The organism is Microcoleus sp. MON1_C5 (assembly GCF_036701875.1).
GTDB lineage: Bacteria > Cyanobacteriota > Cyanobacteriia > Cyanobacteriales > Microcoleaceae > Microcoleus.
On the sequence record NZ_JAUBRN010000095.1, the window covers coordinates 1 to 15,610 of the forward strand.

The following is a 15,610-nucleotide window of genomic DNA, read 5'->3' on the forward strand; positions in this document are numbered from 1 at the left end:
GTGAGGGTTCTCACCCAGTTCGACCGCTGCCAGGGGGTTTGAAAACTCTCGCGATCAAGCGTGAGGGGTAAGTTCCGCCTATCCCACAAAACAATCAAAATCATCCCGCAATTATGCAACGCCGAGTAGTTACTGATTTGGTTGCTGCCTAGCTTCCCCCTGTTTCCGAACTGACAACAGAGGGATTAATTCGGTTGAACAGCCGCTAGAATTTGTCCGGCTGTCACCGTTTGCCCTTTTTCACAAAACAACTCGGCAACAGTGCCCGCAACATCAGCAGTAATAGCAATTTCCATTTTCATCGCTTCCAAAATTAACAGGCGATCGCCCTCAGCAACCGCATCTCCAACATTAACCAGCACCTGCCAAACATTAGCCGAAACGTGAGCGACAACTGCCTCACTACCGATCGGCAAAGTAACCTCCGCCGCCGTTTCAGAACCCACATCCGCCGAGGCTTCTGGGGCAGATTCAGCTTCAAACTCCCCTGATGCTGCCCAGCGATCGCGCTCTGCATTAAATGCGGCCTGCTGCTGCGCTTTAAACTCAGCCGCACTGCCCGCAATAGAATGCAAAAACTCATTGTATTCTCTCAAATTAAAAGTGATTTCCTCAACCTTTAATTTAAACTTCCCTTCAATAAATTCTTCCCGACAGCGGTGCAATTCCTCATGAGAAACCGGATAAAATCGGATTTGGTCAAAAAAGCGCAAAAGCCAAGGTTTACCAGACTGGAAATCCGCCGTTTGTTTGAACCGATTCCACATTTGCACCGTGCGGCCAACAAATTGATAACCTCCGGGCCCTTCCATCCCGTAAACGCACAAATACGCGCCGCCAATGCCAACTGCATTTTCAGGAGTCCAAGTGCGGGCGGGATTGTATTTAGTAGTAACCAAACGGTGGCGCGGATCGAGGGGAGTTGCGACGGGCGCCCCTAAATAAACGTCTCCCAAACCCATCACTAAATAGCTAGCATTAAATACAATTTCTCTGACTTGTTCGATGCTGTCAAGCCCGTTTATGCGGCGAATAAACTCAATATTGCTGGGACACCAAGGTGCATCCGATCGCACAGACTGCATATATTTTTCAATGGCCAACAGCGTCGATTCATCTTCCCAAGATAAAGGCAAGTGCACAATTCGCGCCGGCACTTCCAAATCCTCGATCGCCGGAAGTTCCGCCTCCGCCCCAATCAGCGCCTGCATTAGCTGCTGTTGCGAAAGCTGGCGGCTGTCAAAATGAATTTGGAGCGATCGCATTCCCGGCACTAATTCGATCACACCCGGCAACGGATTTGCTTTCAACTGTTCCATCAATGCGTGCGCCCGAAAACGCAAATTTAAATCCAGCACCAATGGGCCGTATTCAACTAGGATATACTTATCCCCAGCTTGACGGTAAGTAACAGCAACCTGTCCCGGATATTCGGGAATTTCCTGCAAAATTGGAGAGGGAGGAACGGCGGGCAATTTATCCGCATTTTCCTCAAAAACAGGCAAACAAAAAGTAGCAATTTGCTTATCTTGTGCTACTTCCCGCTGCAAAGCTTCAGCAAAACTCAAACAGTGAAAGCGAATGCTGTCCCCCGGTTTCAGTTGCCCGATTTTCCACAATTCCGACTGCACAATAGTAGCAGGACACACAAAACCTCCCAAACTCGGGCCGTCAAGACCGAGAATTACAGGCATATCGCCCGTAAAATCGATCGTGCCGATCGCGTAAGCATTATCGTGAATGTTAGACGGGTGCAAACCCGCTTCTCCTCCGTCTTGACGCGCCCAAGTCGGCTTCGGGCCGATCAGCCGAATGCCCGTCCGCGTCGAGTTGTAATGCACCTGCCATTCTGTGGAGAAAAACATTTCGATGTCTGACTCAGTAAAGAAATCCGGCGCGCCGTGAGGCCCGTACAAAACGCCGATTTCCCACTTATTGCTGTAGGTGGGAATTAGTTCCGGAGGCAAAGATATTTCCGCTTCCAGAGTGGCAGTTTGAAGCAGTTTAAGCACATCTCCCGGACGCAGCGTGCGGCCCGCGTGTCCGCCAAATTTGCCCAGTACAAAAGTTGATTTGCTACCCAAATAATCGGGGACATTAAAGCCGTGCTTTACCGCTAAATAAGTGCGGTAGCCGCCGCCTTGAATGCCTTTTAACTTAAGAATGCTGCCCGCTTTGACGGGAACAGCCGTCCAAAACGGCACCGATTCGCCGTTTAGCGTTCCCTTCATAGTTGCACCAGTCAAACTAATAACTGTATCGGCATTAAAGCGCAGAGTTGGGCCTGTCGCTGTGAATTCCAATCCTGCTGTCGATTCGGGATTTCCTACTAAACGATTTGCCGATCGAAATGCCAGATGATCCATCGGCCCAGAAGGCGGCACGCCAACATCCCAATAGCCAATCCGCCCCGGATAATCTTGAATGCTGCTGTAGGTTCCCCCATCCAATACATCGATCGTTAAAGGTGCGTATTCAAAAGAGTTTAAAAAGCGCGTGCTCAGTTCACCTTGGTTGAATCTGGAATCGTCTAAAATCTGGCGGAGGTAATCTAAATTAGTTTCAATTCCCGCTATTTCACTGGCATCTAAAGCAGCTTTGAGTTGAGCGATCGCCTGCGTTCGATTATCCCCGCAAACGATTACTTTGGCTAGCAGCGGATCGTAAAAAGGAGTAACCTCCGTGCCGGTTTCTATCCAACTGTCGCAGCGGACGTTTTCGGGAAACGCAACTTGATTCATCAACCCGGAACTCGGCTGAAAATTCTTGCCGGCATCTTCCGCATAAATTCGCACCTCAATTGAGTGTCCCTGCGGCCGATAGCGGTACTCTTCCAGGGGGAACAAATCTCCCGAAGCCTGTTTTACCATCCACTCAACGAGGTCGATGTTGTTGACAGCTTCAGTAACGCCGTGTTCAACTTGCAAGCGCGTGTTGACTTCCAAAAAATAAAACTGTTTCGCATCGACATCAAAGACAAATTCAACAGTACCGGCTGACTGGTAATTTACCGCTTTTCCCAACCGCACGGCTGCACCGTACAACTGATTTCGCTGTTCGTCGGTAATAGCAGGGGCGGGGGTTTCTTCTATTACTTTTTGATTGCGCCGCTGCACCGAACAATCTCGCTCGCCCAAGGCTATGACATTGCCTTTGCCATCTCCAAAGATTTGGACTTCAATGTGCCGGGCTGTTTGAATGTATTTCTCTAAAAAAACGCCGCTTTGTTTAAAATTGCTTTGACTCAAACGCTGTACTTTTTCAAATGCTTCTGCTAAATCTCGATCGCCAAAACAAGCCTGCAAACCAATGCCGCCGCCGCCTGCGGTACTTTTGAGCATCACCGGATAGCCGATCGCCCCAGCCGCTTTTTGGGCATCCTCTAAACTGGCTAAAAGTTCGCTTCCGGGAGTTAGCGGCACTTGATTTGCAGCGGCTATTTCCCGCGCGGTGTGCTTCAATCCAAAGCAGCGCAACTGACTCGGAGTCGGGCCGATAAATGCAATATTTTCGCTTGCACAAGCTTCGGCAAATTCAGCATTTTCGCTCAAAAAGCCGTAACCCGGATGGATAGCTTGAGCTTTAGTTTGGCGCGCAACTTCGAGAATGCGATCGAACCGCAAATAACTCTCGGCTGCGGCGGCTGCACCGATACAAACGGCTTCGCTGGCGGCGAAAACGTGCTTGGCACGGGCGTCGGCTTCAGAATATACTGCTACTGAAGCAATTCCGAGGCGATCGAGCGTGCGGATAATTCGGCAGGCAATTTCACCGCGATTTGCAATCAAAACTTTGTTAAACATTTGGGTAATTGTATAAATCTTTGATTGATAAGTCAACCGCAGATGTATGGGAGATGAACGCAGATAAACGCAGATAATTTCCAGATAGGAAAGCTTGGGAATGCCATGCAAGTCTTTTGGGGCAATAGGGAAGGGTGCTAACAATAGTGCCAGCGTCCTCCGCGCGGGTGATTCTAATAGCTTGCGGCGGGCATATTATATTACACAGAATCCCAAACAATCAACTGAATCGGCGTAGGATTGTAAGCATTGCAAGGATTGTTCATTTGCGGGCAGTTAGAAATAGCAACCAGTGCGTTCATTTCGGCTCGCAAATCAACTGTACTTCCCGGATCGGAGATGCCGTCAACAATTTCTAGCGTGCCATCTTCGCTAACCGGAACATTCATAAAGAAGTTGATATTGCTGACTAAATCTCGCTTACCCAAACCGTGGGGAAGAATTGCGGCGAGGAAATTTTCAACACAGGCGTGCTGGTATTTTTTATCGAGTCCAAACCGCACCGAATTGCTCTCGCAGCTACAGGCGCCGCCGGAGGTATCGTGCCGCCCGCAGGAGTCAGCAATTATGGTCATCATGGCTCGCCCTTCGTTGGAAATAAGTTGGCTGTTTGTAGTGACAAAGATGTTGCCTTGATTGACGATCGTATCGGGGGCGCTGTAGCGTTCGGAAGGGTCATCGGCATTGTAAACTAAAAAATCTACTGCTTGATTTCCGCCTAAATCTACAATCCGGAGAATCTGTCCTTTTTTGATGACGCGAGACCAGGGATGTCTGGCTGGTAAAACTTCGTTATAAATTGCTGTTTCTGGAGCGAGGATTTGTTGGGTAGTTGCAGTCATGGTTCACTTTTTGTGATGGAATTGCAGAATTTTTTACCGCAGATTGGTGCGGACAAGATTGAGTGCTGGAATCGAGTCTATTGCACGAACAAAGCATCAGTGTTGATGAACCCGCGCACGGCTTCCGGGTTGGCGGTGCGGCACAAGTCGTCTGGTGGGGGTGCGGGGGTTTTCACTATCTGAATTTGGATGGGTTTTAGATCGTAGTTTGAACCAGGATGCAGGATGTGGGGGCAGTTAGAGATAATGGTCAATACGTTCATTTCGGCTCGCAAATCGATAAAACTTCCCGGTTTTTCGCAGCCTTCGCGAAACTCCATCGTGCCGTCTGGTTTGACGGCAATGCGAGTAAATAAGTTGAGGTTGGGCATGATATCTTTTTTGCCCAATCCCCACCGACTTAGGGCTTTGAGGAAGTTGTCACGCGAGTTTTTCCAGTCTCCTTCGCCGTATTTTTTGGCATTGCTAATGGCGTTGCTGCATCCTCCTAGCAAATCGTGACAGCCGGAGGTGTCTTGGGTGATGGAAAATAGGATGCGTCCCATGTCTGTGTAGATCACCATGCCTTGTTTGAGAAAGGCGTTGAATTGAATTTTGGCGGTGTCTGCTGCGTTGAAACGTTCGATCGCATTGTCGGCGTTGTAGCACAGCATGGAAACGCCGCGAGAGCCTTCTAAATCGGTGATTCGCAGGGTGTTTCCCCGCTTGATGACTCCCGACCAGTACGCGCCGCCCGGTACGGTTTCTTCGATTAATACGAGGCTTGAATCAATTTGTGAGTTTGGGTCGATCGATGATAGTTGCACCATAAGTTCCTCTTGATGTATTTGGGGGGGTCAGCGAAACCAACAATAGTATTCTGTAGTGGCAAAACGCGCCCTCTCCCAAAGTAATATTTATTTCCACTGATATCTTGCACCATTCTCAAGAACGGGCAAGATGCCCGTTCCACAAAACTCAATTTTATTGTGGAACGGGCATCTTGCCCGTTCCTAAATAGGTAATTGACAAGGGTGCAAGATGTTAAGTTTCCACTTACTTAGGTTGGCCGTTGTACTGTTGGCGCGGGTGCAAAAAGTGCAAATACAAACCTATTTCTATTTAAGCAGCCATTGCAACTGCTTCCTGTCCGTTTACATCTTGCACCATTCTCAAGAACGGGCAAGATGCCCGTTCCACAAAGAGTGAGTTTTCTTGTGGGGTGGGCATCCTGCCCGCCCAAAAAGTGCAAATACAAACCTATTTCTATTTAAGCAGCCATTGCAACTGCTTCCTGTCCGTGTTTCCGCATCAAGTCCATGAGTTCGTCGCGGTAATCGTGGAATTTGGCGTGGCGTTTAATGCTGGGAGTGCGATCGGGCAAATTAATCGACATTTCCTTTCTCACTGTACCGGGACGAGCGCCCAAAGCATAAATCCGATTGGAAAGAAACACCGCTTCTTCGACATCGTGGGTAATCATAAAAATTGTAATCTGAGTGCGGCGCCACAAATCGAGCATAAATTCGTGCATCGATTCTTTAGTGTGGATATCCAAGGCGCCGAAAGGTTCATCCATTAATAACACTTTAGGTTCAGAAGCGAGGGCGCGGGCGATCGCCACCCGCTGTTTCATCCCGCCCGACAATTCCTTCGGCAGCGACGAAGCAAACTGCGTCAATCCTACCACACTCAAATAATAGCTCGCTTGTTCGCGCCGCTTTTTCTTGGAAACGCCTTGAAGTTTGAGGCCAAACTCGGCATTTTCCTGCACGTTCATCCAAGGATAAAGAGTGTAATGCTGAAATACCATACCTCGATCCGGCCCAGGCGAAACAACTTCCTTGCCGTCAATTTTCACTTCCCCTGTTGTCGGCTTGTCCAATCCCGCAATCTGCCTCAACAGAGTAGATTTGCCCGAACCGGATGCGCCTACCGCGCAGATAAATTCGCCTTGCTTGATGCTCATATTGATGTCCTTGAGGACAACTAATTTACCGTTTTTCGTTTCAAAGTTTTTGTGCAGGTTGTTGATTTGTAGAAACATGAGATTATCCTCTGTATTGTAAGTTAAAAATTGATTTTTTCATTCCCAAAATATGTAAACTTTAGGACTAAAAACGATATCTAGCGTGGGTTTCAATTTTATTTGACACCACTGCCTTCTTCCCTCTTCCTTCTTCCTTCTTCCTTCAAAATCTGCTTACTGTTTCTGAATTGACCATTTACAAGAAACCCGCAGCAGATATTGAAAAAGCAAGTCAAAAGTCAGTCCGATCGCCCCAATGACAATCAGCCCCACAAAAATTTCCTCGGTTCGGAGAAATCGACCTGCGACGCTGATCCGGCGGCCTAAGCCTTCGGTTGCCGCAATCAATTCCGAGACGATTACCAATTGCCAAGCCGCAGCTAAGTTGATGCGGCTAGCATCAAGAATTCCCGGCAAAACGTGGGGGAAAATAACTTGAGTTAGGATTTCCCAGCGATTTCCGCCCAACATATAAGTAGATTCGATCAAGTCTTTTGGAACAAACTTGACTGTATCCATCACCATCAGCGAATTGAAGAAAAAGACGCCGATAAATATCAGCATTATTTTGGGTTCTTCGCCGATTCCCAAGTACAGAATTAGCAGGGGAATGAATGCTGGTGCGGGCATATATCGCATCAAGCCGAACATGGGTTCCAGCAAGGCGCGAATACTGGGAAAACTGCCCATCAGCACGCCAATTGGTATGGAAAAAACCAAGGCGAACAGAAAGCCGACTCCCACCCGCCACAAACTCGCTACTGTGTCTTTCAAAAGTTCGCGAGTGTTCCACAGCCGACCAAATGCCTCTAAAACTTTGCCAGGGGAAGGCAAAAATTTGGGGTCTACGTTGGCGAAGGTTGTTACTAGCCACCACAGCAGCAGCGGCAGTGCGATCGATGTTACCGTTAACCCAATATTGAGGGGTTGTGGTATCTCTTCCGCAATCCGCCAGAAAACGGTGGGATTTAGGCTTTTTTGCTTGAGGTGGGATTGGATCGATCGCGGATCGGGATTTGGTGGCATGATTTAATTGCGGAACGGTTTCTCGAGTAATTGGAGTAGATTTTGGGGATTATAAAAAGTATTTTTTTTAAGTTTTTTTGTGTCTGCACAATCCTAAATTATGCCTTTTAGCTTTTACCTTCGGCATAAGCTTTTATAAAACGATCGTCAAATAATGTGCTGATATCTGGTTGGGTTTTTGCTAAATTTACATCGACGAGAAATTTAGTCATTTCGGCCGCCGCAAACTGCAATGATGTCATGTCATTTCCCGGTTGAAAGGCTTTCAAGTTTTCCTCGATCGTAAATATTTTAGTACCATTTTCATATTCTTTGTATTCTTCAACGCTTACTCCGGCGCGGTTGGCTAGAATTTCGTAAGATTTCTCTTTATTTGCTTTCATGTATTCCAATGTTGCAAACCATGAATTGACCAGGGCTTGCACTCGATCTGGGTGTTCGCCGATAAACTTTCGGGTGAATACCAAATGGTCGGAAATCGCCCCCGGAAAATCTTTTGAACTAAACAGTTCCTTGCTGTTCGATCGTTTTAATGCCTGCGTGGTAAACGGCGCAAATACTGCCACCGCATCGACTTGTCCTCCGACGAAAGCCGCCGCAGCTTTGCCAGTTTCCAGCGGTACAAATTGAATATCTTGCACTGATAAACCTGCTTTTCTCAGGCCTAACAGCAATAGAAAGTGATCGACTGTACCTTCCTCTGCTGCAACTTTTTTGCCTTTCAAATCGGCAACGGAATTGATGCCTTCGGCGACAATCACTTTGTCATTTCCCGTCGAGTTGTCGTTGACTAAAACAATTACTTGGTCGGCGCCGCCTGATATAGAGTTTACTGTATCGCCGAGGGTTTGGCTGTTAGCATTTATCTGTCCTGCTGTGAGGGTGCTGATCGATTCTAAGTAGCCGTCAAACCATTTTAAGTCTACAGGAACATTGTTAGCTTCAAATATCTTTTGCTCTTTGGCAATTTGCCAAGGAAACCAGCCGGGCCACGCGCTGAATCCGAGGCTAACTGCATCAGCACTTACTGAAGAAGCTGCTTCGCTTTCAGTCGTGGTTTTGATATAAATTGCCGGGTTGACGCAGCCGACAGCGAAAAACAAAGTGATGCAAAATAGGGCGCAGTAGGATAAGGGCGATCGCGTTATTTTGGGTGAGCAATATCGGATATTCATAGCAGATTCTGGTTGCTGGTTAGAGGTGAATATGTCGATCGAGCTTTTGCACCTTCTTTGGCTTCCTTAGCTTCCGCAAACCCCCCTGATCTACAAGGATAAAGCCCGAGAGCTAACGAACCGAGTCTTGATGACCGATCGCGTTTCTCCCGGGCTTTTATCCCGCCGTGTAACTGGCTAGTGTTTCCCTAAAATTAAAATCTTGGGAGAACCAGTCTGCTTCTCTCGGACCAGCACTTGAACTTTCTAAGCTGACTTAGAAACTAATTCAAATCGGAACCCTAGAAGCGGTTAATTTTTTCGGTTTTTGTCTGTATAAGTCCTGTTTGCAACCCAAGGAGTTATTCAAGACTGTTGGTAACAGCAATGCACTTAGCTTTTTGAAAGGTAAGCATACTGTAGTTTGCAATCTTACTAGATTGCTACGTTTCAAACGGTAACAGCAAACTTGATGCGAAAATGTGTAAGATGTTACAAAAAACGGTTTTTCTGGAATTTGTAAAATTAAAATTTTTGGAAGATTAAACCGGGCGATGAGACGGGGCGATGGGAAATCGCGAAGTTTGCCTGCACACAAAGACGAAACCCGCAAGGTCAGGGTTGAATATTTCTCAAGAAATAGTTCGAGTCCTAGACTGGATGCGAGTACGATGCCAATGCGGTAAACTAACATCCTATTTGTAATAACTGAGATGTTCCACCATTCTCAATAAGCCTTTTATGGGCGGGCAGGATGCCCACCCCACAAGAAGAAAGAAATACACTCTTTGTGGAACAGGCCGGACAGCCTGTTCTTGAGAATGGTACTCTGGGCGTGAGTAATAACGATCGCCCAGCAAAGCCTGTAAACTCAACTCTTGAATCTAAAATCTAAAATCTAAAATCTAAAATCGACTGACGGTGCATTATGGAAAAATTTAACTACAGCAACAGTCTCGACATTCATTCGCTGCTCGATCGCTACCGCACCGGCTCGATCGCGCCTGCAGATGTAATCGCGAGCGTGTACGATCGGATCGAACGCTATGCAGATCCGGCGGTATGGATTTATTTAGCACCGCAGGCGGAAACCCTCGAACGCGCCAAAGCTTTGGAAAACCTAGATCCGCAGCAGCTACCACTCTACGGAATACCTTTTGCGATCAAAGATAATCTCGATTGGGCGGGCGTTCCGACTACGGCGGGATGTCCTCCGTTTGCTAGCACTCCAGCGCGATCGTCCGCAGTGGTAGAGCGCCTGTGCGCGGCAGGTGCGATCGCGATCGGCAAAACTAACATGGATCAGTTTGCCACAGGATTAGTGGGAACCCGCACGCCTTATGGAGTTTGTCGCAATCCGTTCGATTCGCACTACATTCCGGGCGGATCGAGTTCCGGTTCCGCCGCAGCAGTCTCCGCCGGATTGGTGAGTTTTGCTCTGGGTACCGATACCGCAGGCTCGGGGCGGGTTCCCGCTGCTTTTACCAACATTGTCGGGCTGAAGCCAAGTTGCGGCTCGATCGGCACTCGCGGCCTGCTGCCGGCTGTGCGATCGCTCGATTGCGTTTCTGTGTTCGCTCTCACCTGTGCGGATGCGGCCTCCGTGCTGCAAGTAGCCAGCGGTTTTGACGCTGAGGATGCGTTTTCTCGTCACCCTGAAACGAAAGTTTTGCCGGATTTATCCCGCTTGCGGGTGGGAGTTCCCGGAGACGGCGAACTCGAATTTTTCGGGAATGCAGAAGCCGAACAGCGCTACCGAGAGGATCTCGCGCGCTTGCAATCTTTGGGCTGCACGATCGCACCTATTGACTTCAAACCCTTTGCGGATGCTGCCGAACTGCTCTACGGCGGCCCTTGGGTAGCAGAAAGGTTGGCCGCGATCGGCGATTTCCTCGACGCGCACCCAGAGGATATCGATCCGATCGTCTACGAAATTATCAGCGGCGGCAAACGCTACGATGCCGTCTCTGCCTACCGCGCGTCGTACCGGTTGGCCGAGCTCCGCCAGCAGGCAGAAATTCAGTGGCAGTCAATGGATGTGTTGGCGGTTCCCACGACAGGCACGATTTATACTGTCGCAGAAGTTGCAGCCGAGCCGATCGCGCTCAACACCAATCTCGGGCGCTACACGAACTTTGCGAATTTGCTCGATTTGTGTGCGATCGCAGTTCCCAGCGGGTTTCAAAGCAGCGGATTGCCCGCAGGATTGACACTGATGGCTCCTGCGTGGCACGATTTATCGCTCTGCGGCCTGGGAGCTGCTTTCCACGCTAGCTTGGGGGGAACTATGGGCGCAACCAACCTGCCGCTGCCAACCGTCCCAGAACCCGCCATCGCCGCCAAATCTTCCTCAGAAGAACGAGTCAAAATAGCCGTGGTTGGCGCTCATTTGAGCGGTGAACCGCTGAATTATCAACTAATCGAGGGGGGAGGTATTTTGCTTCGTTCCTGCCGTACCAGCCCGATTTACAAGCTGTACGCTTTGACGGGTACTGCTCTGGGCAAGCCGGGATTGGTGCGTCAGATAGAGGGCGGTAGCGCGATCGAGGTGGAAGTTTGGGAGTTGTCGATCGCAGCTTTCGGCGGATTTGTCGCTAAAATTCCCCCGCCGCTGGGAATTGGTACCCTGGTGTTGGAGGACGGCTCGACGGTGCAGGGCTTTTTGTGCGAACCTTATGCTGTGGCGGATGCGATCGATATTTCTCATCTCGGCGGTTGGCGAGCTTACAACTTCCGGTTTTAAGCTAAGTTAGAATGGCAAATTTCTACCCATCTTCAGAATCATGCCATCAGCAGTGCCAATTCGACCAATTCCCGTCACAACCCCAACCCCCACCGGCGGCGGTACCAGTCCCGGAGGATCACCTGGTGGCACTCGGGGCACCACCGGCCCTGACTCCCTCAGAGGTACTGCGGGCGCTAACTTGATATTTGGTTTGGGTGGCCCTGACAGCATTTTGGGCTTAGGCGCAGACGATAGCCTCTACGGCGGCGACGGCGATGACTCACTGCTGGGCGACGTTGGCAATGACAGACTGTTCGGCGGTGCCGGCCGCGACAGCGTTTTGGGCGGCGCGGGCGACGATAGTTTCTACGGTGGCAAAGGTTCTGACTCAATGCTGGGCGACGAGGGTAATGATTTGCTATTTGGCAACCAAGACACCGATACCTTGTTGGGCGGCGCGGGTAATGACACGTTTTTTGGGGGTGCCGGCGATGACTCGCTGTTTGGTGGCATCGGCGATGACTGTTTATCGGGCGATCGCGGCCGAGATACTTTAACTGGCGGCGTCGGAAACGATACTTTTGCGATCGGGCGATCGGCTGATGGTGATGTGATTACAGATTTTACTGATGGTACCGAGCGAATTCGCTTGACTGCCGGCCTCACCTTTGGCGAACTCACCATTTCCGCTGGGCCGGGAACTACGACCAGTACAATTATTCAGCTTACAAGCAGTAACGAAACTCTGGCTACTTTATTCGGAGTTGCGCGCACTTCTATCAGTCAGGCAGACTTTATTTTTTAATCGGGAATTGGGAATTGATAATTGGGTTGGCGGGTACTTTGTAGTTTTAAGTTTTGAATGTTGAACTTTTTAACTCAAAACCGCTTTCCCGTGGCGAATAACGTTAGCTTTCACGATGCGAAGGAAAGCAATCTCAAAACTTCTCATCTTCCTTTTTCCTGCTTCCTTCTTCCCTCTTCCTGACATCCGTTATATCCGTTACATCCCGTACATTGCTCGTTGCCGAACTTCCTAATGACTACTGACGGTTTTCTCAATCTCAACAAACCTGCCGGCATGACATCTCACGACTGCGTGGGGCGAGTGCGCCGGCTATTGAAACTGAAGCGAGTCGGACACGGAGGAACCCTAGATCCTGCTGTGACTGGCGTTTTACCGATCGCCCTGGGCAAAGCAACCAGACTGCTGCAATATCTCCAACACAATAAAGCTTACCGAGGTACGATTCGGTTTGGCTTAACTACTGCTACTGACGATTTAGAAGGAGAAATTATCCATTCTCGACCGGTGCCGGAGTTGAGTTTGGAAAAAGTGCAAGCTGCACTGCCAAAATTTATAGGAAAAATCGAGCAGTTGCCGCCGAGTTTTAGTGCGGTGCAGGTGGGAGGAAAACGCCTTTATGAGTTAGCTAGAAAAGGGGAAACTGTAGAAGTTGCTGCTAGGAATGTCGAGGTTTTTCGGCTGGAAATCTTGGATTGGCGATCGGGGGATTTTCCTGAATTGGATTTGTCGATCGCCTGCGGGGCTGGTACTTACATTCGGGCGATCGCGCGGGATCTGGGTGCGGTGTTGAATACAGGCGCTACTTTGGCTTGTTTGACTCGCACCGAAAGTAGCGGTTTTTCGATCGAGGAAAGTCTCAGTTTTGAACAATTGGAACTGCAATTGCAGGAAAATAAATTCTGCCCGATTTTGCCATCGGCGGTTTTGGGACATTTAGGGGCGATCGTCCTTTCCCCTGAATATACCAAACGCTGGTTTCAAGGACAGCGCCTCCCGATCCCCGAAACGCCGATAGGCGGAGAGGAAGAAAGTAGCAACCATCCCCCCCACAACCCAATACCCCAACCTCCCTATCCGTTGCAGGTTTACGATCGAGACGGTAATTTTTTAGGTATCGGTCAAGTAGCGAACTCAGAGACAAGTACCATATTATCTCCTCAAATTGTGCTTTAACTATCTAAAATAAAAATGAAAATAGGTATAATTGGTACTGTAAAAGTTGGCGTAACTATAACCGCTGGGAAGGCCTAGATTCACCTAGCTTACAGCGGTACGGGACGAGATTTTGCTATTAATCTAATCAATCGCTGAGGTAAAAATTGTGAAAATATTGCTGATCGGATTAATCCGAGGCTACAAAATGGGGATTTCTCCTTACCTGCCTAACGCCTGTAGATTTCAACCAACTTGCTCGCAATACGCGATCGAAGCAATAGAAAGATTTGGGCCGGCCCGTGGCAGCTCGATGGCGGTTAAGCGGATTTTGCGCTGTCATCCTTTTCATCCAGGGGGTTACGATCCTGTACCTCCCAAAGATAGCGAGGGCAATTAGTTATTAGTCACAAACAGTATTTTAGTTATTAGTTAATAGTGCAAATAGGCGTTGCATCCTCATGGCTAAAACTACCGAGGGGAATCACTCCCTAAGACGGTTAAATTCGCAGGATTAGTGGTGTTTTTTAACCTAACTTCAGTAATATTACTGTTATCTTTCAAAACTCAGCAGCTATATAATGGTACAAACAGAGTACAGGGGATGCGAGTTGATATGTCTGCTACCGCAATCGGATACAAAATGTTGTCCCATACTCTGGCTGTACTCAGCCAGAAACAAGCAACGGGGAAACTGCTGTTAGAGCAAGGGGAGCAACAATGGCAACTTTACTTTTTTCAGGGTAGTTTGGTGTATGCCACGGGAGGAGCGCACAGATCGAGGCGCTGGTACAGAGCGATCGGGCAACACTGTCGAAACTTTCAAGTGGATCTCAGAAACCTCGATGCTGGAGAACTGTGGGAATATCAACTGCTTCAGCGAGGGATAGCAGCCAGCGAAATGAGTCTCGAACAAGCTAGGGCGATCGTCCACACCAGCCTTTCCGAAGTGTTATTTGCTCTGATCGGTCAATCGGGTTTGCGCCGGGAGTGGCGTCCGTCCCAGAAATATTTTTCTACAATTACCTCTTCTTTGCTGCTGTCTTTAACAGAAGTAGAGAAAGTTCTGTGTTGTACAGAAGAAATTTGGCAGAAGTGGAAAGGAATGGGTTTGTGGTTGGTAGATCCAGAACAAGCACCGCTTTTAAAACCGTCGGCCCAGTTGCAGCAAAATCGATTTAGTTCTAATTCTTTGATCGCTTTGGGTAACGTATTCAACGGCGAGAATACTCTTTGGGATATTGCATTTAAGAAAAAGCAGTGCGTGACAGTGGCAACTCGCGGTTTAGTTAATTACATCAAGCAGGGTTTAGTAAATTTCCGAACAGTACCAGACTTGCCGTCGCCTATAGAACAGTGGCGCCTTGCCGCGGCGATCGCTGGGCCGGGTCGCCCTTTGATTGCCTGTATCGATGACAGTCCGACAGTGTGCGAATTTTTAGAGCAAATTTTATTGCCGGAGGGATATCGAGTCCTAAAAATTCAAGATCCCATGCAGGGAGTCGGCATCCTCGCCAAACAAAAGCCGGCTTTAATTTTTATGGACGTGGTGATGCCGAAGACAAGTGGCTTTGCTTTGTGCAATTTTTTGCGGAAGACGCCTGCTTTTCGGGAAACTCCGATCGTGTTTTTGACCGGTCAAGACGGTATAATTGACCGCACGCGAGCGAAATTGACAGGTGCTTCCGATTTTTTGAGCAAGCCAGCCAATCCCGAACAGGTTGTGCAAATAGTTGACAAGTATTTGAAGCTAAAAGGCGATTCCTACCCTTCAGCAATTCGCCCCCAAGATTTACTCCATTCACGACAACTTACCTTGGCAAATTCTTGAACGCACATTATGCTCATAAAGCCTCACTTATCGGGTGCGTGAGCCTCCGGGTCACCCGATAAGTATTGTACAATAAAGACGCAACCGGATTTTACCAATAAATCTTGTAGGGGCGGTTGCATGGTTTTTCTTGATTTCAAAGCGCGGATTTCGGCGTTGCACAGTTGTGGTATGCTGAGCGCTAATTGGAGTTTAGACTAAACGGTGCTTCACGCACCCAAGCCGCTCAATCATGTAAGACAGACAAATGAGCTGCGTTGA

General features: G+C 48.7%; 12 protein-coding genes and 1 riboswitch. Of the genes, 6 read left to right on the plus strand and 6 right to left on the minus strand.

Going from position 1 to position 15,610, the window contains the following annotated elements:
- Positions 1–185: 185 nt before the first annotated feature.
- From uca to QUA71_RS27420, 6 genes are all read right to left on the minus strand, one after another.
- Positions 186–3,947: an urea carboxylase gene (uca, locus tag QUA71_RS27395; protein ID WP_333289958.1), complete on the minus strand. Its 3,762-nt coding sequence runs from the start codon at positions 3,945–3,947 to the stop codon at positions 186–188.
- A gap of 56 nt (positions 3,948–4,003) precedes the next feature.
- Positions 4,004–4,645, minus strand: a complete 642-nt coding sequence (locus QUA71_RS27400) for an urea amidolyase associated protein UAAP2 (RefSeq protein WP_333289960.1) — start codon at positions 4,643–4,645, stop codon at positions 4,004–4,006.
- A gap of 77 nt (positions 4,646–4,722) precedes the next feature.
- Complete coding sequence (locus QUA71_RS27405) at positions 4,723–5,454, minus strand: urea amidolyase associated protein UAAP1 (RefSeq protein ID WP_333289962.1); 732 nt, start codon at positions 5,452–5,454, stop codon at positions 4,723–4,725.
- Between the two features lie 440 nt (positions 5,455–5,894).
- Positions 5,895–6,671: an ABC transporter ATP-binding protein gene (locus tag QUA71_RS27410; protein ID WP_006630934.1), complete on the minus strand. Its 777-nt coding sequence runs from the start codon at positions 6,669–6,671 to the stop codon at positions 5,895–5,897.
- Between the two features lie 156 nt (positions 6,672–6,827).
- Complete coding sequence (locus tag QUA71_RS27415; protein ID WP_333289964.1) at positions 6,828–7,679, minus strand: ABC transporter permease; 852 nt, start codon at positions 7,677–7,679, stop codon at positions 6,828–6,830.
- Positions 7,680–7,786: 107 nt separating this feature from the next.
- Entirely contained in the window at positions 7,787–8,854 is a 1,068-nt protein-coding gene (locus tag QUA71_RS27420) for an ABC transporter substrate-binding protein (RefSeq protein ID WP_333289966.1), read from the minus strand.
- Positions 8,855–8,998: 144 nt separating this feature from the next.
- Positions 8,999–9,150, minus strand: a riboswitch (guanidine-I (ykkC/yxkD leader).
- Between the two features lie 437 nt (positions 9,151–9,587).
- On the opposite strand from QUA71_RS27420, the gene QUA71_RS27425 reads away from it, so the two are divergent.
- The 6 genes from QUA71_RS27425 to QUA71_RS27450 all read left to right on the plus strand — a co-directional run bounded on the left by QUA71_RS27425 (position 9,588) and on the right by QUA71_RS27450 (position 15,349).
- A complete protein-coding gene (locus QUA71_RS27425) occupies positions 9,588–9,728 on the plus strand; it encodes a hypothetical protein (RefSeq protein WP_333289968.1) in 141 nt (46 codons plus the stop codon).
- A 33-nt stretch (positions 9,729–9,761) separates the two neighbouring features.
- Positions 9,762–11,576, plus strand: a complete 1,815-nt coding sequence (atzF, locus tag QUA71_RS27430) for an allophanate hydrolase (RefSeq protein WP_333289970.1) — start codon at positions 9,762–9,764, stop codon at positions 11,574–11,576.
- A 40-nt stretch (positions 11,577–11,616) separates the two neighbouring features.
- Entirely contained in the window at positions 11,617–12,363 is a 747-nt protein-coding gene (locus QUA71_RS27435) for a calcium-binding protein (RefSeq protein WP_333289972.1), read from the plus strand.
- 234 nt (positions 12,364–12,597) lie between these two features.
- Positions 12,598–13,539: a tRNA pseudouridine(55) synthase TruB gene (gene truB / locus QUA71_RS27440; RefSeq protein WP_333289974.1), complete on the plus strand. Its 942-nt coding sequence runs from the start codon at positions 12,598–12,600 to the stop codon at positions 13,537–13,539.
- Positions 13,540–13,687: 148 nt separating this feature from the next.
- The gene (yidD, locus tag QUA71_RS27445; RefSeq protein ID WP_190655801.1) at positions 13,688–13,918 is read left to right on the plus strand and encodes a membrane protein insertion efficiency factor YidD; all 231 of its coding nucleotides are present in this window, start codon (positions 13,688–13,690) and stop codon (positions 13,916–13,918) included.
- A 216-nt stretch (positions 13,919–14,134) separates the two neighbouring features.
- Positions 14,135–15,349, plus strand: a complete 1,215-nt coding sequence (locus tag QUA71_RS27450; protein WP_333289976.1) for a response regulator — start codon at positions 14,135–14,137, stop codon at positions 15,347–15,349.
- Positions 15,350–15,610: the final 261 nt, after the last annotated feature.